26 protein-coding genes and 1 pseudogene are annotated in these 23,013 nt (G+C 70.4%); 20 read left to right on the forward strand and 7 right to left on the reverse strand.

Annotated elements, in window-relative coordinates; translation table 11 throughout:
* The 20 genes from ACWGI8_RS11170 to ACWGI8_RS11265 all read left to right on the forward strand — a co-directional run.
* The coding region (locus ACWGI8_RS11170; protein ID WP_453659894.1) for a hypothetical protein at positions 1-190 on the forward strand (190 nt) is incomplete at its 5' end.
* 22 nt (positions 191-212) lie between these two features.
* Positions 213-596: a hypothetical protein gene (locus tag ACWGI8_RS11175; RefSeq protein WP_453659895.1), complete on the forward strand. Its 384-nt coding sequence runs from the start codon at positions 213-215 to the stop codon at positions 594-596.
* Positions 593-1,396, forward strand: coding sequence for a DUF317 domain-containing protein (locus tag ACWGI8_RS11180; RefSeq protein WP_453659897.1), 804 nt, complete (start codon positions 593-595; stop codon positions 1,394-1,396). Before ACWGI8_RS11175 ends, ACWGI8_RS11180 begins: the two co-directional genes overlap by 4 nt.
* 26 nt (positions 1,397-1,422) lie before the next feature.
* Positions 1,423-1,779 (forward strand): hypothetical protein, encoded by a 357-nt coding sequence (locus tag ACWGI8_RS11185; RefSeq protein WP_453659898.1) that lies wholly within the window; start codon positions 1,423-1,425, stop codon positions 1,777-1,779.
* Positions 1,770-2,591, forward strand: coding sequence for a DUF317 domain-containing protein (locus ACWGI8_RS11190; RefSeq protein ID WP_453659900.1), 822 nt, complete (start codon positions 1,770-1,772; stop codon positions 2,589-2,591). The genes ACWGI8_RS11185 and ACWGI8_RS11190 overlap by 10 nt, the downstream gene beginning before the upstream one ends.
* 286 nt (positions 2,592-2,877) lie before the next feature.
* Positions 2,878-3,177, forward strand: a complete 300-nt coding sequence (locus ACWGI8_RS11195) for a hypothetical protein (protein ID WP_453659901.1) — start codon at positions 2,878-2,880, stop codon at positions 3,175-3,177.
* 2 nt (positions 3,178-3,179) lie between these two features.
* Entirely contained in the window at positions 3,180-3,959 is a 780-nt protein-coding gene (locus ACWGI8_RS11200) for a DUF317 domain-containing protein (RefSeq protein ID WP_453659903.1), read from the forward strand.
* Positions 3,960-3,989: 30 nt separating this feature from the next.
* The gene (locus ACWGI8_RS11205) at positions 3,990-5,780 is read left to right on the forward strand and encodes a type IV secretory system conjugative DNA transfer family protein (RefSeq protein WP_453659904.1); all 1,791 of its coding nucleotides are present in this window, start codon (positions 3,990-3,992) and stop codon (positions 5,778-5,780) included.
* A complete protein-coding gene (locus ACWGI8_RS11210; RefSeq protein WP_453659905.1) occupies positions 5,777-6,235 on the forward strand; it encodes an XF1762 family protein in 459 nt (152 codons plus the stop codon). Before ACWGI8_RS11205 ends, ACWGI8_RS11210 begins: the two co-directional genes overlap by 4 nt.
* A gap of 5 nt (positions 6,236-6,240) precedes the next feature.
* The gene (locus tag ACWGI8_RS11215) at positions 6,241-7,506 is read left to right on the forward strand and encodes a hypothetical protein (RefSeq protein WP_453659907.1); all 1,266 of its coding nucleotides are present in this window, start codon (positions 6,241-6,243) and stop codon (positions 7,504-7,506) included.
* 26 nt (positions 7,507-7,532) lie between these two features.
* Positions 7,533-8,381: a hypothetical protein gene (locus tag ACWGI8_RS11220; protein WP_453659909.1), complete on the forward strand. Its 849-nt coding sequence runs from the start codon at positions 7,533-7,535 to the stop codon at positions 8,379-8,381.
* Positions 8,382-8,554: 173 nt separating this feature from the next.
* Positions 8,555-9,019, forward strand: coding sequence for a DUF317 domain-containing protein (locus ACWGI8_RS11225; RefSeq protein WP_453659934.1), 465 nt, complete (start codon positions 8,555-8,557; stop codon positions 9,017-9,019).
* The gene (locus ACWGI8_RS11230) at positions 8,917-9,522 is read left to right on the forward strand and encodes a hypothetical protein (RefSeq protein WP_453659910.1); all 606 of its coding nucleotides are present in this window, start codon (positions 8,917-8,919) and stop codon (positions 9,520-9,522) included. Before ACWGI8_RS11225 ends, ACWGI8_RS11230 begins: the two co-directional genes overlap by 103 nt.
* Positions 9,523-9,714: 192 nt before the next feature.
* Complete coding sequence (gene trpA, locus ACWGI8_RS11235; RefSeq protein ID WP_453659912.1) at positions 9,715-10,959, forward strand: tryptophan synthase subunit alpha; 1,245 nt, start codon at positions 9,715-9,717, stop codon at positions 10,957-10,959.
* Complete coding sequence (locus ACWGI8_RS11240; protein WP_453659914.1) at positions 10,952-11,383, forward strand: hypothetical protein; 432 nt, start codon at positions 10,952-10,954, stop codon at positions 11,381-11,383. The genes trpA and ACWGI8_RS11240 overlap by 8 nt, the downstream gene beginning before the upstream one ends.
* 129 nt (positions 11,384-11,512) lie before the next feature.
* Complete coding sequence (locus tag ACWGI8_RS11245) at positions 11,513-12,373, forward strand: hypothetical protein (RefSeq protein WP_453659936.1); 861 nt, start codon at positions 11,513-11,515, stop codon at positions 12,371-12,373.
* Complete coding sequence (locus tag ACWGI8_RS11250; protein ID WP_453659916.1) at positions 12,370-13,656, forward strand: DNA cytosine methyltransferase; 1,287 nt, start codon at positions 12,370-12,372, stop codon at positions 13,654-13,656. The genes ACWGI8_RS11245 and ACWGI8_RS11250 overlap by 4 nt, the downstream gene beginning before the upstream one ends.
* Complete coding sequence (locus tag ACWGI8_RS11255) at positions 13,656-14,774, forward strand: DnaB-like helicase N-terminal domain-containing protein (protein WP_453659917.1); 1,119 nt, start codon at positions 13,656-13,658, stop codon at positions 14,772-14,774. The genes ACWGI8_RS11250 and ACWGI8_RS11255 overlap by 1 nt, the downstream gene beginning before the upstream one ends.
* Positions 14,775-14,839: 65 nt before the next feature.
* The gene (locus ACWGI8_RS11260) at positions 14,840-16,210 is read left to right on the forward strand and encodes a DUF317 domain-containing protein (protein ID WP_453659918.1); all 1,371 of its coding nucleotides are present in this window, start codon (positions 14,840-14,842) and stop codon (positions 16,208-16,210) included.
* A 200-nt stretch (positions 16,211-16,410) separates the two neighbouring features.
* Positions 16,411-17,250: a hypothetical protein gene (locus ACWGI8_RS11265; protein WP_453659919.1), complete on the forward strand. Its 840-nt coding sequence runs from the start codon at positions 16,411-16,413 to the stop codon at positions 17,248-17,250.
* Here ACWGI8_RS11265 and ACWGI8_RS11270 read toward each other — a convergent pair.
* The 7 genes and pseudogenes from ACWGI8_RS11270 to istA all read right to left on the reverse strand — a co-directional run bounded on the left by ACWGI8_RS11270 (position 17,238) and on the right by istA (position 22,837).
* Entirely contained in the window at positions 17,238-17,588 is a 351-nt protein-coding gene (locus ACWGI8_RS11270; RefSeq protein WP_453659938.1) for a hypothetical protein, read from the reverse strand. The two genes, ACWGI8_RS11265 and ACWGI8_RS11270, sit on opposite strands and share 13 nt — an antisense overlap.
* Before the next feature lie 96 nt (positions 17,589-17,684).
* Positions 17,685-18,044 (reverse strand): annotated as a pseudogene (locus ACWGI8_RS11275) (aldo/keto reductase); the annotation flags it as partial.
* On the reverse strand, positions 17,954-19,165 hold the full coding sequence (locus tag ACWGI8_RS11280) for a JmjC domain-containing protein (protein WP_453659920.1): 1,212 nt from the start codon (positions 19,163-19,165) through the stop codon (positions 17,954-17,956). The pseudogene ACWGI8_RS11275 and the gene ACWGI8_RS11280, both read right to left, overlap by 91 nt.
* Before the next feature lie 9 nt (positions 19,166-19,174).
* A complete protein-coding gene (locus ACWGI8_RS11285; protein ID WP_185923492.1) occupies positions 19,175-19,351 on the reverse strand; it encodes a hypothetical protein in 177 nt (58 codons plus the stop codon).
* Positions 19,352-19,810: 459 nt separating this feature from the next.
* A complete protein-coding gene (locus tag ACWGI8_RS11290; protein ID WP_453659922.1) occupies positions 19,811-20,389 on the reverse strand; it encodes a suppressor of fused domain protein in 579 nt (192 codons plus the stop codon).
* A gap of 7 nt (positions 20,390-20,396) precedes the next feature.
* On the reverse strand, positions 20,397-21,200 hold the full coding sequence (gene istB / locus ACWGI8_RS11295) for an IS21-like element helper ATPase IstB (protein WP_453659924.1): 804 nt from the start codon (positions 21,198-21,200) through the stop codon (positions 20,397-20,399).
* Positions 21,197-22,837: an IS21 family transposase gene (gene istA, locus ACWGI8_RS11300; RefSeq protein WP_453659926.1), complete on the reverse strand. Its 1,641-nt coding sequence runs from the start codon at positions 22,835-22,837 to the stop codon at positions 21,197-21,199. Before istA ends, istB begins: the two co-directional genes overlap by 4 nt.
* Positions 22,838-23,013: the final 176 nt, after the last annotated feature.

Genomic DNA, 23,013 nt, shown 5'->3' on the forward strand with positions numbered 1-23,013 from the left:
ACCCGTAGCACCCCGCACACCCCCACCGATCAGCAACCGGCTCAAACCCCGACTCGCGACAGCCCTGTTCCGCCGCTACCTGCGCGCCTGCATCCCGACCGGCCCCGACCGCGCCTCCCCGCTGGCCGGCGCCCGCCCGGAGGCCGTCCTCGCCGAGACGCAGCGCGTCGGCAACCGTCACCACCACTGACCGTCCACCGACCCGGAGGAGCATGTCCCACCCCACCCCCCACCCGGTGAGACTGGCCGGCGAGATCACCCGCCAGCTCGGCCAGCTCGCCGACCACCTCTCGCAGCTCCCCCCGCCCCAGGCCGCGCAGGTCATCGCCCGCGTCCTCGACGCGGACGCCGGAGTCCTCGGCGGCATCACCCACCTCGTCGCCACCGGCAGCGTGTTCGCCAAGGACCAGGCAGAGCGAGGCGCTCTCCCCGCAGAGGTGTGGCTCGCGCTGGGCCGCGCCTCGAACGAACTGCACGACATCACCCTCGACCTGGACGAACACAAAGACACCCTCCAGCATGTCGGCACCCAGCCCGCCACCACTGCGGCGAAGCCCCCGGTACCCGCACCGCTCGTCGTCCGGCGGCGCCGGTGAAGAAGAAGCAGTGGCAGGGCTGGGGGCCAGGCGAGCAGGCCGAGCAGCACTACCTCGTCCAGCCCCGTGCCCTGGCCGGAGGCGGCGACGTCCGGCACGTCTCGGAGTTCCTGCGCGCCTCGGGATGGCGGGACAAGTCCAAGTCGCGCGGCCCTTTGTTCATGGAGAGCCCGGACCGCACCGTCCGTGTCGCCTACGACCCCTACGTCCTTCCCGGCGGGTGGACCATCCACGGCAGAGCGGACGGCCCCAACGGCGAGTGGTCGGCGCACCTGGGCCGGCAGACCCCGGTGGAGATCGTCGCCGGTCTGACCGACGCCCTCACCCGTCCTCGCTCCGCCCACGCTCCCAACGTCTGGGCGCCGTTGCAGGAGCAGAACTGGCACACGCGTTTCGAGGGCGAGCACTACATGGCGACCAGCCCCGACGGCACCGCGTGGATGCAGTACCACCAGGGCGCCGACGGCTCGGCGATGTGGTGGACCGGAGCGAAGGACAAGCAGGGCAACGGCTGGACGGCCAACTTCACGCCGAACACGCCGATGCACCTGGTGCAAGCCTTCTCGACCGAACTCGCCGGCCCCGATCCCGTGATGCGCCCGCGCGGACGCGTTCCGCACAGCGCGCAGATCCGTACCTGGTCGGTCTCCGTCAAGCCCTCCCAGCTCAGTGCGTGGCAGCAGGCCCGGATCACGGCCGCCCGCGCCGCCACCTGGGCCCGCAACAGCGCCCGAAGTACCCGGCCGCGCACCAGCGCCCGTCCCTACACCCCGGCCGGCGGCGCCCGGACCCGCCGCTGACCCGCCGCCCCGTTCCAAGGAGCCCGATGCCCGCACTCACCCCGGACACCATCCGCACCCTGACCGAAACGCTCTCGGACCTCACCGACTACCTGCGCGAGAACCCCGACCCCGTGGAGGCCCTCGCACTCGTCGAGCCCCTTCTCGACGAGTACACGGGCCTGCCCGTCCAACTCGCCGACACCCTGCGTGCCCTCGCCCGTGCCCTGCAGGAGCACCCGGACGTCCCGCGCACCGCGCAGGTCGACCTTCTGATCACCGAGTTGCGCACGGCCGCGTGGGAGCAGGCCGACCAGCACACCCTCCACTACGTCGTGGACGACCTCCGCGACCTGTACGGCAGCGCCGGCACGAGCGAGCCGGGGTGCTGCCGGTGCCGCTGAGCGAACGGCAGCTCGCCGCGTTCGCCGACAAGCACGCCTGGCAGATCCCCTTCGACACCAGCCCCCGCCACCTCGCCGGCCCCGGAGACGCCCGCCACGTCACCCACGGCCTGGCCGCCGCCGGATGGAGCCCCGTCTCCGACCCCCTGAGCGCCGAAATCGTCCTGCGCAGCCCCGACCTGCGCCACCGCCTCCAGTTCGACCCGCAGTCCGCCACCTCCGCGTGGTGGCGGCTGCGGGCGGAGCCCACCGACACCGAGCCCGGTTGGTACGCCGAGTTCGGCGAACTCGTGCCCGCCGAGGTCCTCGCCGGCTTCACCGACGCCCTCGTCGAACCGCCGCCACAGCAGCCGGACCCGTGGCAGCCGGTGACCTCGGCGGGGTGGCACCGCGCTTCAGACGGCACAGCGCGCTCGCCAGACTCCATGTGTCACATCGAACTGCGCCCGCTGAGCGAATTCCGCGACCAGCCGTCCTGGCACGTCGAGACCCGTGAGCCCGACCACGGAGAATTCCACGGCCCGCGCATCTGGCACGCCTACTTCGACGAGCACACCCCCGCCCACTTGATCGGATCGTTCCTCACCGCACTGGCCGACCATAGCCCCCTCCAGCGCGGCATGTACGACCGCACCGGCCACTACAGCGCCGTGCAGGAGCCCAGCCCACTACGCCCACAGCAAGTGGTCGACGCCCACGCCACGCGCCTCAAGTCCCTCCGCGCGCACGCACGCTCCGCCCGCCGGCAGCAGACGAAACCCGCGACGACCCCGGCGAACGCCGGCACCACGCAGCCAGCCGCTCGCCGCTGAACCGACAGGACCCCACCTCATCTCCACCGACCACCACGCACACCACGACTTCCTCCGCCACCTCGACGACTATCTGAGCGACAGCAAGAAGATCCTCGACGCCTGGGACGCCTACTCCGACGAGCACACCGACCTCGACGGCTGGCCCCACGACGACCACGCCTACGGCAGGCGCGCGAGCCAGCGCGACGCCGACACCCTCACGGCGTTCGAGCCGCTCCGCTACGGCGCCCGTCACCTGCTGGCCACCGCCGAGACACAGCTGGTCCAGCTGCCGGAGTACACGGTGCAGAGCCGCTGGGTCTACCAGTTGGGCGTCCTGCGCGACGCCCTCGACCGGCTCGACGAACTGCACGAGCAGTGGCTCCAGGCCCGAGACGCTCTCCCCGCCACCGCCAAGCCCGGCAAAGCCGACTTCGACGACGCCCTCGCCGAGCATCACGCCGAATCGTGGAGCTACCTCGACGACTGGGCCACCCACGGCAAGGCGCTCCGGGAGATCAACTCCGCCGCTCGCAAGGCCCGTTCGCCTCTGGCCCTCATACCGGTCCCCGCACCCGTCCGGCGGATTACGGCACGGAAGTGAGCATGTCCCCGACTCCCGAGACCGTCGAGGTCGACTTCATCGCCCCACGCCACCTCGCGGGCGGCGGTGACCCCGCCTGGATCACCGTCCCCCTCCACCGTGGCTGCGGCTGGAGCTACGGCGACGACCCCCTGATGCCGCGCGTCCTGCTCGCCAGCCCCGACCAGAAGGCCCTCCTGCGCCTGGAGCCCGACCCGGATGGACAGTGGTGGACGTTGAGCCACGCGGCGGGGCCGGACCACGCCGCCTGGTACGCGAGCTTCGGTGCCCGCACGCCGGTCGAACTCATCGCGGCCGTCACCGACGCCCTCACCGACCCGGCCCCGACGGCGGGCGCGCCCTCCGATCCGTACGAGCCGCTCCAACAGATCGGCTGGACGCCCGTCTCCGCGGACAACGGCCTCGTGTCACCCGACGGCACCGCGTACCTCCAGCGACTGGGCAGCGCGGAAGAAGCGGGCGCCTGGTTCGTCACCTCCACGCTCGGTCCGGACCGGCCGGTATGGCAGGCCCGCTTCGACGCGCACACTCCCGCCCGCCTGGTCGCCGCGTTCACCGCTGCACTCGCCGATCCGAAGCCCGTGCCACGCATCGACAGCGGGTGCAGTCTCCCGACCCGCGACCCGAACGTCGTCACCCGTAGGACCACGGACGTGCTCGCCGTGTACGTCGCCGGCGCGCTGGAAGAACGCGTCCACTCCCTGGCGGCCCGGCGCGCCGCCCCGCCGACGAGCCCGATCCCGACGCGACAGCCGCCGGCCAAGAACAACCGCAGCCGCTGACCCCCGTCCCCGCCCGGAAGCACGTAGCCCTTGCCCCCTTCCTCCTCCAACAGCAACACCGACGGGTACGACCTCGTCCTGCGCCTCCTCCTCGGCGTGCTCGCCGTCGTCGTCCCCCTGTCCCACCTCGCCTGGCTGTCCGGCAACATCACCGCCTACCTCACCGGCACCGCCTGGGCCCCCTACCAGCCGACCGAAGCCCTGCTCCACCCCGAGCAGGTCTGGCCCGACGCAGGAGAAACGTCCCTGCTGATCGGTGCCCGCATCGTCCCCCTTGTCCTGCTCCTGGCCCTCGGTGTGGGGGCGGGCGTCCTGTGGGCCCGGCACAAGAACCGAAGCGGCGGTCGGAAGAAGATCACCGGCATGGCCGCGGCCCGGGACATCGAGCCGCTGATGGCCAAGGCGATCACCGACAAAGCCCGTTCCTTGCGCCCAAGCCTGAAGGACAGCAAGCGCATCGACGCGAAGGACACCGGCATCCTCCTCGGCAACCTGCAGGGCAGCCGCCACGAGGTACGGATGGGGTTCGAGGACGTCGCCGTCGCGATCATGGCACCCCGGTCCGGCAAGACCACCTCGCTCGCCATCCCCTCCATACTCGCCGCGCCCGGCCCGGTCCTGCTGACGTCGAACAAGGCCGCCGGAGACGCCTTCACCACGGCCTACGAGGCCCGGGCCAAGGCGGGAGCGGTGTGGACCATGGACCCGCAGCAGATCGCGCACGCCGCACGCGAGATGTGGTGGAACCCTCTCGCCAGCGCAAGAACCCTGGACGGGGCGAACCGGCTCGCCGGGCACTTCCTCGCCGCCTCGGTGGATGCCTCCCAGCAGGGCGACTTCTGGTCGAAGGCCGGCAGCAACATCCTGTCCCAGTTGCTGCTGGCCGCGGCGCTCGACGAGCGGCCGATCACCGACATCATGCAGTGGCTGGCCTTCCCCGCCGACCGTACTCCGCTCGACATCCTCCGCGACCATGACTTCGCCGCTGTCGCCGCCCAGCTCAAGGGCACCGTCGAGGGCCCGCCGGAGACGCGCGACGGCATCTACGAGACCGCCCGCCAGTACGCCGCCGCCCTGCTCAACTCCGAGATCGCCGCGTGGGTGACGCCGCAGAAGGACGTCGCCGAGTTCCGGCCTGCCGACTTCGTCACCTCCACCGACACGCTGTTCCTGCTGAGCAAGGACGGTGGCGGCGGGGCCTCGGCGCTGATCGCGGCGTGCGCGGACTCGGTGATGCGCGCCGCCACCGCCCAGGCCGAGCGTGCCGGGGGACGCCTCGATCCGCCTATGCTCGCGATCCTCGACGAGGCCGCCAACGTGTGCAAGATCAGCGACTTGCCGGACCTGTACTCCCACCTCGGCAGCCGCGGCATCATCCCCATCACGATCCTCCAGAGCTACCGCCAGGGCCAGAAAGTCTGGGGGGACGCGGGCATGGACGCCATGTGGTCGGCCTCCACCGTGAAGGTGATCGGGTCCGGTATCGACGACCCCGACTTCGCGGACAAGCTGTCCCGGCTGATCGGCGACCACGACGTGGAGACCACGTCCACTTCGCACTCGGAGTCCGGCAAGTCGACCTCGGTCAGCATGCGGCAGGAGCGGATCCTGCCCGCCGACGCGATCCGCGCCCTCCCCAAGGGCACCGCACTCTGCTTCGCCACCGGCATGAGGGCCGCCATGCTCGACCTGCGGCCCTGGTACTTGGAGCCCGGAGCGGAGGAGCTATCCGCAGCGTCCGCCCGCGCCTCGAAGGCGATCACCGCCCGCGCCGTGGCGAAGCACGCGCCGACACAGTCCGACTTCGGGAAGGCCGTGTGAACGACGCCCGGCTGCACCTGGTCCCGGTCCGCTCCCGCGAGGCGAAGGACTTCGTGCGCGCCTGGCACCGCCACCACCCGCCGCCCGTAGGACAGATCTTCGCCGTCGGAGCCGCCGACGAGACCGGCACACTGCGCGCCGTGGCCATCGTCGGCCGGCCCGTGGCCCGCCACCTCGACGACGGCGCCACCCTCGAAGTCACCCGGACCGCCAGCGACGGCGCACGCAACGCCAACTCCCTGCTGTACGGGGCGTCGTGGCGCGCGGCGAAAGCCCTCGGATACCGGCGCTTGATCACCTTTACCCAGGAAGGCGAGAGCGGCGCATCTCTGCGCGGCGCGGGCTGGCACCTGGTCGCCAGCCGTCCACCCCGGGCCGGATGGCACACCCCTTCCCGCCCCCGGGCCGGTCACGGCAACGACCACGTCGCTCGCTTCCTGTGGCAAGCCCCCTGAACCGCATGCCTGGAGACGACCTGCACACCTACGAACCCACCGACCTCGACGACATGTCCACGCGCCAAGCCGTTGATGCCGTGACGGCGGACATCCGCGACCACTACATCACCGTGGACGGCACCGGCCTGTTCAACGCCACGCGGCACATCGGCCTGCTGTGCCACCTCGCTGCCCGCATGGCCGCCGACGTCGAGTTCCAGCTCGCCCCGAACGTCGCCAACCCCCCGCCCGCCGAGACGCTCGGCGCGAGCGCCGGGCACCTCGGGCGAGCCGTCGCCCACTACACCCAGGCCCTCGCCCCGCTCATCACCCTCACCCACCACAGCGCAGGACACGCTCCAGCAACAGCTCGACTCGCTCGACCACCACAGTCGCCTGCGGGTCCATCTCGACGACGCGGGGCGGGCCCTGGCCGCAACCCGCACCGCGCTGGAGGTGCCGCGGCCCCCCGCTGCTGCGAGCGCACCCGCCCCGGTGCCGTCGCACGCCCCGGCCGTCCGGCGCCGAGCATGACGACACCGCCCGCCGACGGCCTCCTGTTCGACGTGGCCGCCCCGCCGACGCCGGTTGAACGGCTGATGCTGCTCGCAGACCAGTACGTGCAGCACAACGACACGCTCGACCGCCTTCTGCGGGCCGGTTCGCAGTCCGAGCCCGACGCCCACGTCGCCTCCGCACAGCAACTCGCCTCCGCGACCCGCGCCGCCCTCAAGGCGGTCACCGACGAGCGGCTCTACGAAAGTCACGAGTTGTCGGACGCAGTGGCGCGCCTCCAGCAGCTCGCCTTCCTGAGCGGCGCCTCCACGGAACACCGTCTCCCGACGGCCCGCACGCTGACCGCCCTGGCTCCCGAAGCCGTCATGGGCTGCGCCGACAGCGTCGCCCGCGAGATCCGACGCCGACGCTGGAGTACCACCGACGCTCCAGACCACCAGCTGACCGCCACGCAGCACACCGCCCTATGGGAGATCGTCTGCGGGCACGTCGTGGCCACCAGCTCCCTGGGACGGCAGTACGTCCACTACCGCGACGAGCGCGTGCTGATCGCCACACTGCGGTCGCTGGAGGCGAACGGCCTCGCCGAGCGCGTCCCGAAGTCCGCGGCCTCCGCCTACGTGGGCGGACCGCTCAAAGACCGAGTCCGTCTCACCACCGCCGGCACCACCGCCCTGGCCGCCGCCATCAGCCGCCCGCCGACCGCCAGGACACCCGGCACGACACCCGCGCCCGCTCACGCCGCCGCAAAGACGGCCACCCGAAGCCGCTGACCGATCCTCCGGAGCCACACCACCCCATGACCCCGCTCAACCTTGCAGAACAAGCGCAACAACTCCGTTGCCTGGCAAGCGACTTCGAAGCCCTGCACGCCCGGGTTCGGGACATCTCCTACACCCCAGGTACCGACGCGCTGCGGCAGATCAGCCCGCTCCTGCTCAAGGCCCAGGACCTGACGGCCACCGCCCTCGTCCGCCTGGGCGCGCTCGACTCCAGCGCGTACACCAGCATCGCCGGCAGTCGCGCGAGCCTGGAGTGTCTGTCCTCGGTCGTGGTCGCCTCCTCCCTGGCTGGCAACGACCTCGCCAGCGCGCTGTACGCCAACCCCTACGAAGGTGCGCCGTTCCCCGGCTATGCGGCGGACGACACCTCGACACGCACCACTCGCCACGCCGAAGCCATCCCGAAGATGACCGGCCACCTCGCCGACGCCGCCCACCAGCTCGACCTGAGCGCGACCGCGTGCCACTACGTCGCGACCGGTATCACGCGCGACCTCGCCGCCACACGTCACGAAACCCCTTCAGCGCGGCGGGCTGACGGCCCTCCGCTGACCAGCGCTCAGTACGACGCCCTCAAGGCCCTCGCCCTCGGCGGAGGGAAGCTGTACGAGAGTTCGCAGCGAGGGCTGGGGGTGACCCGTGTCGCCACCGACGACGGCACCCGCGTCTCGATCGCCACCTTCCGGGCCCTGAACAAGCGCGGGCTCGTCGACTGGGACACCAGCACCTCCCTGTTCCACGGGCAGAAGATCACCGTCACCGAGTACGGGCGGCAGGCCCTGGCCAGTCCGCGCCCCGCAGCCACGGCGGCGCCACCCGCAAGAGCCGCATCCAAGGCTCCTGCGGTGCAGGGAGCCCGCCGGTGACGCACTTCGAGCCCCAGGACCGCGTTCTGGTCTCACCGCGCCATCTGGCAGGTGCAGGGATCGACCGGCTCGCCGACGCGATCGGCCCGCTGATCCGCCTCTTCGGCTGGACGAGCGAGCACGAGCGCGCGACCGGACGCATCACCGTCAGCAGCCCAGACGGCAGCCTGTTCGTGAACTTCAACTCCCGCCACACACGCGGGCAATGGTGGTCGGTCGCTCATCACGAGCCCTTCTGGGAGGCCCAGTTCACTCGGCAGACCCCGATCGAGGTCGTCGCCGCCGTCACCCAGTCCCTGCCCCAGCTGATCGGCGACCACCGCCACTCCGGGCAGAACCCCCTCACCCACCTGCCCGGCCGCAACCGCGACACGTGCCGCGACACGTTGATCCACATCTTCCTCCCCTCGCGCTGCGTACCCCCGCCGCCGCACGCCCTGCGGACCCGGCCAGTCCGTCCCCGCCAGCGGCGCCCGACGCAGTCTCGCGTCGGCGCCCCGCCCGGCATGCCGCCCACCGAAACCCTTGGACCACCGTGTCTCCTCTGGACATCCCCGATGTGTTCATCGGGTCCACCGACGACGGACACACCTTCGTCGTCCTCAACCGGCGTATCCGCAACGCCGACCGGCTGCTGACCGAGGCCGGCTTCCTCGTCCGCGAACACCTCGGCCGCAGGCTCTACCTGCTGCCACCGGGTACCGCACAGGACGCGCACGAACGCGCCGGAGTCGCGATGTACGGGCTCCTGGCCCACACCCACGACCTCATCGACCTTTCCTGGACGACACGCTGGAGCCCCGACCATCCGGCAGGCGATCCGGACCTTCACTTCCGGGTCGGTGAGGGCACCGTTGCCGTGACCGCCGAGACCACCACCGCCCGTTCCCTCCTGGAGCAGCACGGCTTCACCCCCACGGCAGACGGCTCGTCCTACCGCCCGCAGGACGGGCTGGACGAGCGCGGACTGCTCGGCGTTGTCACCGCTGCCGAGACGCACGCATACGCCCACGGTCTCAGCGCCCGCGTCGACCTCGGCATCCCCACGCCAGCCGACATCCCCGCCGCAGCGCGCCGCCCCTCAACTGCCGCCACCGGCTCACTGACCGCGCCGCCATCGGCCCGTCGCCGCACTCGCTGACCACCTTCGTAGACGTCATCAGCGTCGTCCGATTGGAGTTACCACGTCCTCCAACACCCCGACCGCGCATGATCTAGCACGCGCCCTCGCCGATCAGCTCCACCCCGGTGCCTCTCCCCGTGACGTGACCGTGAACTCAGCGCCCGCCGACAGGCCCCAGTCGAGTACCGCGACCGCGGTCGGGGCGGGCCAGTGACGGTCTACGCCCAGGCACTGCACGCCACTCTCTACGGACTTCCCACGGACAACGAGACGCTGCCCGCCGCCCTGGACGCGCTCTTGCAGGCCACGCACACCGCGACTGCCCCCGCGCAGAAGACCGCAGTCCTGCGGCAGGTCGCCGAGCAGCTGCGCAATGCCGCCGAGATCATCCAGCGCTACCAGTACCGGGCCCAGTGGGACCGGCTCCCCGACGACGTCGCCAAGCCGCTCCATGACACCCACGAGCAGGCTCAGCAGATCGCCCAGGCCCTCGAACGCGTGGCTCCCGCCTTCAGCAGCCGGCCCACCGCGGACACCGCGCCCGGCGCGCACCGCGATCACGGCCGGAGTACCGCTGCCCCGCGACCACCCCGACTCCACCGGCCGGACGCCGCCGCTGACCGGCGGCGACAGCCCACCCGCCTGGAAGGCACCACCCTGGCCACCTCCGCCTCCCTGCACACTCTGCTCACCCAACCGCGGTGCGCGCTGGGCGTGTTCGTCCCCGCCGGCCTGCACCCGTCAACTGCCGAGCGTCGTCACCTCGACCAGATCGCGCGGGCAGGGGCCGACCTGTTCGAGGTGGGCCTCGCCCACCATGACGCTCGCCTTGACGGACCCGTCATTCAGGCTGCCTACCACCGCGCCCTGCGACGCGGCAACGTCCTCGACCGCATGCTCCGCGCTGTCGAGCATGCCGCCCGTCTGCGGCCGACCGTCGTCATGACCTACTGGGAACCCGTCAGACGCCACGGCCCCGAGCGCCTGGCCCGCCTGTTCGCCGAGGCCGGTGCTGTAGGCGTGATGGTCGTCGACCTTCCTGCTCACCAGGTGGCCCGCTGGTACGACGTCGCCCGGGACGTGGGCCTTCGCACCCCACGCCTCGTCCCTCGCACCGCGCCCGACACCGGCATCCCGGCCGCAGTGGCCGGCGCATCCGGATGGCTCTACGCACCCGCCAGCACGGCTCCCACCGGCTACCGCGGCCCGCTCGACATCCCAGCACTAGCCGCTTTCACCCGGCGCCTGCGCGCCGCGAGCCCGCTGCCGGTGGTCTCGGGTGTGGGGATCTCTACCCCTGACCTCGCCGCACGCGTCGCTCCGCTGGTGGACGCCGTTGTCATCGGCACCCCCGTCGTCCGCGGCCTGGCCACCGACCCCGGACAGGCCCCAGCGCTGACCGCCGCGTTCGCCCAGGCCCTGAACCCGCACACCTTCACGGAGACCCGTGCCTGACCGCTTCACCTCAGCCCCAACCCTTGACCGGATCACAGCCGACGCATCCACCCTGCGCCGGGCTCTGCGCGCCCTCCCCGTCGACCACGCGCACGTGTTGGCCGCGCGGATAACCGACGCTCAGCAACTCTCCAGCACCGCCCTGCGGCTGTTCCTCGACCTCGCCCAGCACGCGTCGCAGCCCTCGCCCGCGGATCTGCTGGTCCTCGACCGCATCGCGCAGATCGCCAGGGCCGCCCAGGACGCGGGCGCCGAACTGACCGCAGCCCTTGCCCGCGCCGTGGAGAACCGGCGCCGCCAAGCCGGCGCCGAATCAGGACGAGTCGTCCTGGTCGGCCCGTCACCGCAGCAGTTCATCGAGTCGGCCGTCGACCTCCTCGACCGCATCCCCGCCCTCTCGCAGCCATATCCCGCGACCAGCTGATTCCCCCAGCCACTGACGCTTTGGCCGCCGTGAGAGCGCGCCCCCATTCCTCACACCCCAGGACAGAACATTTCAGATGAGCCCCGATTCCGTGCCCTTTCCCTTGGCGCGGGAGTTCAATCCAGCACCCTGCTCGCCCTGTCAGCCGAGGGCATCCTACCGAAGGTCGACTATGCCATTTTTGCCGACACCGGGTGGGAACCCGAAGCGGTTTACGCGCATCTTGACCGCATAGAGAAGGAGATAGCCAAGCCCGCCGGAATCCCAGTGCTGCGCGTATCGTCCGGGAACATTCGCAGCGACGCACTGAACCCCGATCACCGGTTCGCATCCATGCCTCTCCACATTCTCAATAGGGATGGGCGACCTGGAATGACCCGAAGGCAGTGCACCGGCGAATATAAGGTGAAGCCGATAAAGCAGAAGGTTCGCGAACTGCTCGGCTACCCCTATCCTTTGCGCATCCCCAAGGGAGTGTTCGTCGAACAGTGGGTGGGAATATCCACGGATGAATTCCATCGCGCCAAGGACGCCGACGTCAAGTACATGCGCAACCGGCATCCTCTTCTGGATCTGTCCTGGAGCAGGGCCGACTGCATTCGTTACCTGACCTCGCTCGGGCTTGCCGATACACCGAAATCAAGCTGCCTGGGATGCCCGTTCCACGGAAATGCCCAGTGGCGGCAGATCAGGGATACATCGCCGTCCGAGTGGGCGGACGTCGTTGAATTCGACGCGGCCATCCGGCAGGGCAATGCCCGCGCCAACGCGGCGGGCAGCCGACTGCTCGGCGAGGCATTTCTGCACCGCTCCCGCGTCCCGCTGAGCCAGGCGCCGATCGACCACGTCACCGCCGCCGAACGGACCGCCCTGCCCAGCGCGGACGAGGCCGACGAGCTGGAGAACGGCGTCGCGGACGGCTGCTCACCCTGGGCGTGCCGCGGGGAGGCGGATGCGCTGGCGCAGAACGACTTCGGGCTGGCCACGTGATACTCGACCTCTTCGCGGGGCCGGGCGGCTGGAGCTGGGCACTGGGCGTCCTCGGCGTGCGCGACGTCGGTCTGGAATGGGACGAGTGGGCCTGCAAAACCCGTTTCGCTGCGGGGCAGTTGACGGTTCGTACCGACGTGGCGCGGTATCCGACGTGGCCCTTCATCGGCCGCACGCGCGGGCTGATCGCCTCCCCTCCGTGCCAGGCGTGGAGCATGGCCGGCAAGCGCCTTGGCCTACTCGACCAGCCGCTGGTGCACGCGGCGGTCGAGGACCTGGCCGCCGGACGTGACACCCGCGAACGCCTCCTCGCCGCGTGCCGCGACGAGCGCTCCCTGCTCGCAGCCGAACCCATGCGCTATCTGCACGCTCTGAACACGGTCGGCGAGCCCGACTGGGTGGCCATGGAGGAGGTGCCGGACGTCCTGCCGCTGTGGAAGCAGTACGCGGCCGTCCTGCGCGGCTGGGGGTTCTCCGTCTGGTACGGGATCGTCAACGCCGCCGACTTCGGCGTTCCGCAGACCAGGAGGCGGGCGATCCTCCTCGCCTCCCGGGTCCGCACGGCACAGCCTCCCACTCCCACGCACTCCCAAGTCGCCGAGCCTGAATCGCTGTTCGGGCCGGGCCGCGCCCGGTGGGTCAGCATGGCCGAGGCACTGGGGTGGGGTGCGACCGACCGGCCCGTTCCCACCGTCTGTGCCGGCGGCGGACCCGGCGGCGGACCCGAACCCTTCCCGTCGGGCTCCCGCAAGACACTCTCCGACGCCCGAGAGCGCGGCACATGGATGCCCCGGCCGGATGGCGTTGTCCTGCAGTCCCGCCGCGAAGGCGCTGGCTGGAAGGCCCGGCACGGCACACGCGAGAACCGGGCCGCCGACGCTCCGGCTCCGACGTTCACCGCCGAGGCGCACCGCTGGTCCTGGTCCCTGCGCAGCAACAACCAGGCCAACGCCACCGTCCGTCCGCTGTCCGAGCCGGCAGGCACGCTGTTCTTCGGGCACCGGGCAAACGAGTGCACCTGGGTCGCCGAACCGGCCTCGGCTCCGACCAAGGACACGGACGAGAAGGGCACGGACGCGCTGGCGGTGCCGGAGCCGATCCGGATCACCGCCCGCGAGGCTGGCCTCCTGCAGACCTTCCCCGCCGACTACCCCTGGGCCGGCAACAAGGGCCAGCAGTTCTCGCAGATCGGCAACGCCGTACCCCCATTGCTCGCCGGCCACCTCCTCGCCCCACACCTCGGCGTCACCCTCGACCCCGACGACTTCACCCTCGCCGCCTGATGCCCCACACCCCGGAACCCGACGAAGACGGCCTCGACGCCATCGCACCGCCGCAGCCGGTGTTCCACGTCGAGCAGGCCCTCCTCGGCGCCCTCCTCCTCGACCCGCACCGTCTCGGCGACGTGACCGGCATCGCCGCCGACTCCTTCTCCACCGCCGCGCACGCCGCCCTCTTCGCCGCGATCAGCACCCTGCCTCCGCCCGCCCCCCCCGAGCACGCGAAGAACACCAAATGGCTCGACCGCGTGCTCGCCAAGGGACGCGGGCAGGCGCGCGGACTGACCGCCTCGTACCTGCACACCCTCATCCAGGTCTGCCCCTGGCCCCGCCACGCACCGGCCTACGCACGGATGGTCGAGGCCGAACACGCCCGCCGCCGTCTGCAGACGGCCGCCGAACGCCTCGTCCAGACCGTCCACGATGCCTCCCTCCCGCACCCCGTCCAGACGGTGCTCGCCGAGGCCGACGCACTCGCCGCGGTCGTGGACGACATCGCGAGCCGCTTCCCGCCGCGCGCCGGAGTCCTGCCCCGCACCCTGGCACCGCCGCCAGCCATCGCGCCCGACCGCACCGAGGCGGTCGAGGAGGAGCAGCTGCTGCTCGCCACCGCCACCGCCCACCCCGCCGACATCGACTCCATCCGGTGGCTGCTCCCCGACGACCTCACCCTGCCGCTGCACGCCGGCCTGTGGCAGTGCCTGACCACCCTCGCCCGGCGCCGCGAGCCCGTCGACCCCGTCACCGTCTTGTGGGAGGCCCAGCAGCGCGGTGTGTTGGACGACGGAAGCAACCCGGGCGAAGTGCTCCGCCTGCTGGCCGAACCGGCTGGTTCCGTAGAGCACTGGGGCGAGCGCGCCCTGCAGCGTTCCCTCCTGGCCACCGCCGACCACACGGGCCGGCGCATCGAGGCGTACGCCGGAGACCCGGCGAACACCCCGTTCCAACTCGTCGTCGGCGCCCGCCGATCCCTCGCCGACATCGGCGCCGTCCGCACCCGCTGGCATCACGCCACCGGAACCGCCTCGCCGCAGCGACCGCACCCGGCGCCCACCACCCGCGCCGGCCCCCCGACCACCACAGCCGCGCACACCGCCCGCGCCACGCGAGCAACCCGATAGCCCCCGCATACGCCGGTGGCCGGACGCGAAGGCCCGGCCACCGGCAGAAGAGACGACGCCCCACCGTGACTCCCCCCATCGACGCCCACGTCCGCCTCGACACCCACCCCACCCATCCCAGCGCCGTGATCGCTGTCCTTACCGGCAGCCAGGCCCACGTTGCCCACCTGGGTCTGGAGGCAGCCGACTGGACCGTCGTCGCCGACGACACCCTGGTCCTGGTCCGCATCGACCACGAGGAGCCCTACTGGGCGCAGGACGCAGCCAAGCACCTGTCCGCCGAAGGCATCACCGTCGAGATCACACCTCGGCTCCAGGAGGCCATGCACGAGGAATGGACCTGGGGCAACTACCCGATGCCCTGGTGCACCCGCAGCGAAATCCGCGAGGTCTCCAACGAAGCCCAGAAGATCCACGACGACATCCGCCACGGCCAGCTCCTCATCCACGCCCACGCCCACGACGGCCACACCACCGTCGCGGTCGGCACCTACCTCGGCCGCAACGGCAAGTCCGTCTACCTCCACGGCGAGGACCACCTGCGCCAGGTCGCCGACACCTTCGGCTCACCCGCCGCAGCCATGCTCGCCTTCGAGAAGGTCCACGCCGCAGACATGCGCCCCGGCCCGGCACCCCTGACCGACACCGAACGCGCCGCCGCCGAGGCCCGCACCACCTTCGACCTCACCGCGGCCAAGCCCGACCCGGCCCGCCCGGAGCCGGAAACCGTTCCGGCCTACCTGGCCGACGCCGGCGACCACGACGCCCTCCTCGACGCCTTCCTCGATGCACACGGCGACTGGGAGAAGTGGAGGACCTGGTCGGACGAGACGACCCACGCGATCCACGAGTCCCAGACCCTGCGCATCGAGCGCGTCCACGAAGCCCACCCCCGCGAGACCGCCTGGACCATCGCCGCATACGAGACGCCCGTCTCCGACCGCATGTGGGTCCTCACCGCGACCGCCGCCACTCCGGCCCCAGTGCTGCAGGAACTGCTGGATCACCTCGCCGACGGCGACGGCTGGGACACGGCCGTCGGCGCCCCGGTGGACGAGAAGACCGTCGCCGCCGCCACACACCCCCTGTCCGATGCCGGGTGGAAGCACACGGTGGACGGGCGATGGATCGGCTGGACGTCCCCCGCCGGGGACGCGGGGGTCCGGTTCGACGCTTTCGCCGCCCAGCACCCAAGCCAGAACCTCGCCACCTGGACCGTCTGGGCCGGTCCAGGTCCCGACCGACCCACCTGGGCCCTCACCGCGTCCCCGCACACCCCAAGTTCGCTGCTGGCCGACCTCTCCGAGACCCTCGCCCACGGAACCGGCACCCGGCGCACCAATACCGCAAGGCGCCCCCGCAGCGTCCGACTCCGACCCTCGCCGCCAGCTATCTCCCCGCCAACGACCGGGCACACGATCAGCCGCGGTCTCTGAACCGGACACGAGCGACTTATGTCGCTGATGCCGCCCGACGGCAGCCCAGCGCCCCGTAAGCCCGGTATCGCACCTGTCCCCGTTCGGGGCGCGTCCTCACCTAGAGGGCAGCACGGGATCTATCTCCTCGTCAGCTGCACCTGTACGCCTCGCCCCGAATCTCCCTCGCGATGTGGCTGGGACTTGGTACGTTCGGGCGCATGACACCGCGTTCAGTGGACCTGCGCAAGGAGCCTGTGGAAGCCGTGCTGGACCGTGTCGAACGGTCGCTTGAGGTACGCCTTAGCCGGGAGGCTGTAGTGCGCAAGCGCCGGTCTCTGGGGGCGCGTACGGACCGCAATACGTGGGTGCGGATCGAGCGGCGCGGACTCGATCGGATCGGCGTCCAGGGAGGGGATGGCACCGCGTCCGCCGAGGCCCTTCGCGGGATCGCGAAACCGGCCTGGCTCACGGGCGTCGCGTGGCGGGACGCCACGGAGCCGGTGATGTGGCGAGCGGACGAGACGGAGATGCTGCCGGCGGCGCCAGTGAGCAGCGCCGTAGTGGCGGAGGATCCACAGCTGCCCGAGGAGTGGTGGAATGCGCTGAACGCCTCGCTGGATGCCCTGGCAGCGCAGCACACAAACCGTATCGCGACACCGGATACCGAGACCCTCACTCAGGACCTGGTCAGGGGAACGATCCACAGCGTCTTCCCGGGTGTCGATGCGGCCGTAGCCGAATGGCGGCCGGCCCATGCAGATTTCAACTGGGCGAATATCACGGCGCCGGTGTTCTGCGTGTTCGACTGGGAGGACTGGGGCATGGCCCCTCGCGGCCTGGACGCGGCAAGTCTGTGGGGGGCCTCCCTCGCCGTCCCGGGTTTGGCCGACCGCGTCCGCAGCGAGCGGCGTGAGGATCTGGAGAGCCGGGACGGCATGCTGATGACGCTGTTCGTCGCCGCGAAGATCCTCGGCCCTTACGCCGATCCCGAGGACCCCCGCCTGGTCCCCGCGCGGAAGACGGCGGAACAGCTGCTGCAGGAACTTCAGGCGGACTGACGGGCTTTGAGGAGCTGCCTGTACTCCCGGACCACGTTCTCGTCGACCTCGTACACCAGGGCCTCGGTCAGCTCCCGCAGGTGGTCGACGTCGTCCGTGCCGACCGCGACCGCGTCGACTCGGGGCAGGCCGTAGGAGGATCGGAACGCAGCCTGGATCTTCGTGGCCGAGGGGGAGTTTCGCAGGAAGATCCTCGGATCGAAGCGTTCCCAAACCGCCTCGACCGTACTTCCGCCGAAGGGGCTCATGCCCCACACCTGCGACGGGCACCACCGCATGGCCAGGGCCTCGGCCGCTTCGAGGACGTCGACCCCGACCAGCAGCCCCGCTCGGACCATAAGGACATCAGGGCATGGCACGTCGAAGTCCATGAGGGGGCGCGGATCCCAGGTCGAGACGCCCCAGGAACGGCAGAGCCCGGCCCGTGCGGCATCGGCCAGGGCCGTGCACGCCTGTGCCAGCGTTTCGGCGTCGGGTGCCGAGTGCTCTGGGTTGTGGAGAAGTACCAGTTCAGGCTCCCGCCCGAGGTCCTTGGTGGCTTGCTCGGCGGCTACGCGGAGCCGGGCGGGAGCGAGACTGTGTCCCTCGGGGAAATACCCGACCTTGGTGGAGACCGAGAATTTCGGCAGAAGATCGCCGGCCGTCCTCTTCAGGACCTCGTGGGAACGATGGCGGAGGTAGTTGGACGCGGTGTCGAGGCGTGTTACACCGAGGTCGGAGGCTGCTTCGAGTAGGTCACGGGCGTGACCAGACCGGTGTAGCCCGAGGACGATAGTTCCGTCAGCGGTTCGCACAGCCCCTCCGTGATCAGCAAGTCGGCCAAAGTGATGATGTCGTCGGGCGCGCCGTCGAGGTAGACCGGATGACCCGACAGGAGCGCACGCAGGCTCGGTTCTGCGCGCTCGTGGAAGGTCAGCCGCTTGCCGCCACCGCACACTTGGACGGTGTCACCAGAGCGGACGATGGAGGGCGCGAACTCGGTGACGGCCACGACGCCGTCCGGCCGCCCGAAGGCGGCCACGTGCGGCATGTGGCGTGCGGGCGGGGTGCTGGACCGCAGTTCGTCCAGATACCGCTCCGGGCTGTAGGTGGCGGCCAGGGCGCTGAGCTTGTCCGTCAGCACCTGATGCGCGCTGCCCTGGGCGCCCTCCAGGTCGCGACGGAACGCTTCATCGGCGCGGGCGGCATCAGAGAGGAAGTTGGCCCAGGTAACACCGGTCCGTTTGGTGAACCCGAACGTCACGTGCAGGGAGTGCCCACCACTCCCCGAGCCGAGGCGGGTCGCGGTGTGCCAGAAGCCTCGTGGGATGTGCATGACGTCCCCGGTCCGCATCGTGCCCTTCCACAGCACTTCCTCGGAGGGCGTGCGGTTGCGTTCCGCGTCGCGGTACATCGGCGCCGGCCGCGACGGGCCGCGCACTTCCCACGACTTCTCGCCCGAAAGCTGCACGGCGATGACCTCGTGGTCGTCCCAGTGCAGATGGAATCCGTCGGTGTCACCGACCGCGAGGTAGGCGTTGGCAGAGGTGAGTTCGCCAGACCACCAGCCCAGGGCCCGGCAGGCGACTTCCAGCGTCGGGTCGAAGAAGTCCACATGATCCAGGACCACGGTGCCGCCGTCGTTGAGGATTCGTCCAAGGGCCGCCATGTCCGCCTGGCTCACGGCCTGCCTGCGCCGGTTGACGTTGGTGGACAGGAACGTGGACGGGTGCACTTCGTCGCCCTCGGCATAACAGCGTAGCTGCGGATTGGCCAGATGGCGGCGCTTGATCAGGTCCAGCAGTCTGAGCGGGGTCAACAGCCGTACGGGCAACTCCGGGTCCGTGAGACGGCCGCGCGCGAACGCGGTCCCCACGGAACCCGGCCCGTCCCAGCCGAGAGCCTTCTCGATGTGGCTGACGAGCCGGTGCTCCATGGGTTCCCCTTACTCCTTCGGGAGGTTCAGGTCGCGGTTGTCGCCGTCATCTCCCGCGCTGTTCTGCGAGCTGGTGATGTCGGACCGCTCGGACTCGCTGCGGTCGTGCGCAGTCGCCAGCTCCTCCACGGCGATCAGAAGCGCGGGGCTGGTCCCCGCAACCTGTGTGGATGCCCTGTCTGCCATCGAGCTCTCCTCTCAGTTCACCAACCCAGCTCTGGGCGAACGTCTGAGTTAACCCGCGCCCACCGCATGGCAGTAGGGCGCGATTCGGACAGTGCTGCAGGAGACCCTCGCCCCTTCTCAGGGGAAGAGGCGAGGGCCTGGTTCTGCCTGGACAACTGCCTGGACTGGGGTGGGCCGAAGAAGTGTGATGCATCGACCGGGAGTGTGAGCGAAGGCCAGAGTGACAACCACGGCGCTCACCATGGCAGCGAAAGGCAGGACATCGGAGCCCCGTCAGGCGGGGCAACATAGCGCGGGATCGCCGGTTAGCCAAACCGGTGGCTAGGGCGGCGTTCAGCGGCCCCACCACGGCGACTCCGACTGGCCCCATTTTGCGAGTGATTGGTGAAGATCGGGCGTCTTGAGATGGTCCCGGAGGGCGGTCTGTTCTGGGACCACCAGTGTGGTGCGGACGCGAACTCAGACGACAGAGGATCTGAACGGATCGGTCGGAATGATCTCTGCTTCGTCGAAGAGTTGCTCCAACGCTTCGTGGCCGTGGCGTCGGCGGAACTCGATCTCGGCGGTCGTCACCGGCAGGGTCCACAGGATGCGGGCGTGCCCCCCGGGCAGGGGACAGTGTTCGAGGTCGGGGCCGTGGAGGTAGGGCAGGCTGATGAGCAGGTGGTCGCAGGTCGAGCCTGGCACCCACGGTTCGCCGATCGGCATGCTGTGCTCCAGGTCGAGTCGGTGCCCTCCGCAGTGGTAGTGGGCGATCATTGCCATGAGGTCGATGAACCGCTGATCGCGGACGTGGGCGGTCATGACGAACTCAAGCCCATGACCGTGTTTCTCCATCGCGGCCCAGCACCCGGCGGTCACATAGGCCCAGCTGTCGCTGCGGGGACCGGGCCCCACTACGAGAACACGCAGGTCGGCGATCGCCTCTCGCCGTTCTGGCCCGAGGTCGTAGTCGACGACCTCCACGGAATGCCCCTCGAAGAACGCCCGGATATGTGACTCCACGCCTTCTGCGGCCAGCAGCCTCGCATTACTCACCGCGCGATCATGCCAGATGGCGTTCGGCCGCTCCTGCGTTCTTGTTCGCTTTGGTGCGAGCCAGGCGGTAGGACTCGGTTCCGGTCTCGATGAGGGTGGCGTTGAAGGTGAGCCGGTCCACGATCGCCGCGCAGAGCCGCGGATCGGTAAAGGTCTTGCTCCAGCCTGTGAACGCCTCGTTGGAGGCGATTGCGATGCTGTTCTTCTCCTCACGCTCGGTGAGAACCTGGAAGAGCATCTCGGCGCCGCGACGGTCGAGTTCGAGATAGCCGAGTTCGTCGATTTCCAAAAGGTCGACACGCCCGTAGCGGGCGATGGTCTTGCCGAGCTGCTTGTCGTCGGCCGCCTCCACCAGCTCGTTCACCAGGGCCGCGGCCGTGGTGTAGCGGACGCGGTAGCCGGCCATGGCGGCCGCAGTGCCCAAGCCGATCAGCAGGTGGGACTTGCCGGTGCCGGAGTCCCCGATCAGACACAGCGGGTAGCCCTTCGCGATCCAGTCGCAGGTCGCAAGCGAGTGGATAACGGCCGGGTCGACGTTGGGGTTGGCGCGGTAGTCGAAGTCGCGCAGGGACTTCTCTCGCGGGAAGTGGGCGGCCCGGATACGGCGCTCGGCCCGGCGGCGGTCGCGGTCCTCGCACTCGGCCATCAGCAGCTCGGCGAGAAAACCCGCGTAGGAGAGCCCTTCGCGTTCGGCACGGGCGATGGTGTCGGTGGCCTGGGCCCGCATGGTGGGCAGCCGCAGCATGCGGCAGGCGGTGTCGATCGCGGCGTCGGACGCCTGGGCAGTGAGCGCGTGATGGGCGGCAGTCATGATGAATCCTTCCGGCGCAGGCGGAGCAGTTCGTCCCACTGCTCCAGGCGGGGCAGGGGGCGGGCGTCATCGGGCAATGGCTTGGCCAGGCGGCGCGGGGTGAGGTGGCTGACCTGCGGCATCTGCGGGCCGAGCGGGTCCGTCTGATCCGGCGGCGCCGGTGCTGCGGTGACGGTAGGTGCCCGGCCGGCCGCCTGGGCGGCCTTGCGGGCCTCCAGGGCAACCACGTCGTCGCTGCAGGTGCCCAGCGCGACGGCGGCCCGCAGACCCGCGAGCACGTCCGAGTGCTGCTGGTGGCGGTGCAATAGAAGGACCCTGACCAGGGCTTTCGTTCCCTCGATCTCGCCGAGCTGCTGCTTGGCCATGGCCCAGAACCCCTCGTGCTCGGCAGTGAAGGTGCCCTCAGCACGGGCCTGGTGCAAAGCCTCGGAGTGGTCCAGGGCACCGGGCTTGCGCAGCAGCACCTCCAGATAGTGATCCAGGACCAGACGCTCCTGGCCGCGACCGGCGAGCCGGGCATGGCGGGCGATCTCACGGCGGCCTTCGAACACGACGAGCGCGTCGCCGGTCAGGTGGACGGTGACCTTGCGGTCGATGAAACGGACAGGGACGGAGTACGAGCACATCTTCACGGTGATCCGGCTGTAGCGGTCGACCCTCGGCTGGAAGGTCATCGCCGTCTCGAACGGCTCCGGCGGCAGCGGCAGCAGGTGTGGCGCCTCCCGCTCGAAGTCCTGGCCGATCGTGCGGATCCGCGAGCCGATCCGACGGTCAAGTTCGCGCTCCTCGAACACGGTGATCTGCTGGTTGAGATCCTCCAGCGTCTCCACTTTCGGGACAGGGGTGAGGTAGTTGCGCCGGAAGTAGCCGACCTGGCCCTCCACTCCGCCCTTCTCATGGGCGCCGCGCAGTCCCGGCTCGCAGTAAAAGGGAGTGAACCCGTAGAACTCGCGCAATGCGGTCCACTTCGGGTTCTCCTCCCGCAGCCGACTGCGGAAGACGACCTTGCGAACGGCCGGGGTGAGGTTGTCGTAGCGCACCTGACCGGCCGGCACGCCGCCCAGCGCGGACAGGGCGTGCACGTGCCCTTCGAAGAACGCCTGCTGCCCGCATGAGCGGGAGACGCGGTGCACAGCCCGGCCCGAATAGGCCAGGCGGAAGGCGAACAGATAGCACTTCACCCGCTGTCCCGCCAGGTCAACCCACACCTCCCCGAAGTCCACCTCGGCGTCCGCCCCGGGCGCGTTGTGCCGGACCAGGTAGCCCTCGGCCGACACCCCGCCCTCTTCGGCGATCGCCCGGCGGCGAGCGGTGACGAAGTCACGCACCGTGGTGTACGGAAGGGTGACCCCGAATTCCTCCTCCAGCCGCGTACCGATCCGTTTCGCGGTGTGCCGCTGCTTGCGCGGCGCCTGCAGATCGGCCCGCAGCCACTCGTCGACCGTCTTCTTGTACGGCTCCATCCGCGGCGAGACGCGCGTCGGCTGTTTGCGTGGCTTGGGCACCGGCGAGGCCAGGGCCTCCCGCACCAGACGCCGGTGGACGCCGTACTTCCGCGACAACGCTCGGATCGACAGCTGCTGCTGCCAGCTGTCCCGGCGGATTCGGTCGAACAGTTCCTGCTTGGACAAGGACATCCACAGCACCCACCCTCGGCGGACCACATCCACCGTTCCACCGCAAGAGCCAGGGTGGAGCCACTTCGCCTCGCCACTACCCCTCAGTGCCCCCGAACGCCCCTCCCGCTGGGGCCAGTTGGAGTCGCCTTGGTGGGGCCGCTGAACGCCGTCCTAGCCAAACCGGCGATCCCGCG

It is taken from the genome of Streptomyces sp. NPDC054841, from assembly GCF_053611045.1.

Excerpts from the sequence above, each read along its gene's own strand:
- ACWGI8_RS11175 (WP_453659895.1), top strand. The coding sequence starts at position 213 with ATGTCCCACCCCACCCCCCACCCGGTGAGACTGGCCGGCGAGATCACC.
- ACWGI8_RS11185 (WP_453659898.1), top strand. The coding sequence starts at position 1,423 with ATGCCCGCACTCACCCCGGACACCATCCGCACCCTGACCGAAACGCTC.
- ACWGI8_RS11200 (WP_453659903.1), top strand. The coding sequence starts at position 3,180 with ATGTCCCCGACTCCCGAGACCGTCGAGGTCGACTTCATCGCCCCACGC.
- ACWGI8_RS11215 (WP_453659907.1), top strand. The coding sequence starts at position 6,241 with ATGCCTGGAGACGACCTGCACACCTACGAACCCACCGACCTCGACGAC.
- ACWGI8_RS11220 (WP_453659909.1), top strand. The coding sequence starts at position 7,533 with ATGACCCCGCTCAACCTTGCAGAACAAGCGCAACAACTCCGTTGCCTG.
- ACWGI8_RS11255 (WP_453659917.1), top strand. The coding sequence starts at position 13,656 with ATGCCCCACACCCCGGAACCCGACGAAGACGGCCTCGACGCCATCGCA.
- ACWGI8_RS11265 (WP_453659919.1), top strand. The coding sequence starts at position 16,411 with ATGACACCGCGTTCAGTGGACCTGCGCAAGGAGCCTGTGGAAGCCGTG.
- ACWGI8_RS11270 (WP_453659938.1), bottom strand. The coding sequence starts at position 17,588 with ATGGTCCGAGCGGGGCTGCTGGTCGGGGTCGACGTCCTCGAAGCGGCC.
- ACWGI8_RS11280 (WP_453659920.1), bottom strand. The coding sequence starts at position 19,165 with ATGGAGCACCGGCTCGTCAGCCACATCGAGAAGGCTCTCGGCTGGGAC.
- ACWGI8_RS11285 (WP_185923492.1), bottom strand. The coding sequence starts at position 19,351 with ATGGCAGACAGGGCATCCACACAGGTTGCGGGGACCAGCCCCGCGCTT.
- istB (WP_453659924.1), bottom strand. The coding sequence starts at position 21,200 with ATGACTGCCGCCCATCACGCGCTCACTGCCCAGGCGTCCGACGCCGCG.
- istA (WP_453659926.1), bottom strand. The coding sequence starts at position 22,837 with ATGTCCTTGTCCAAGCAGGAACTGTTCGACCGAATCCGCCGGGACAGC.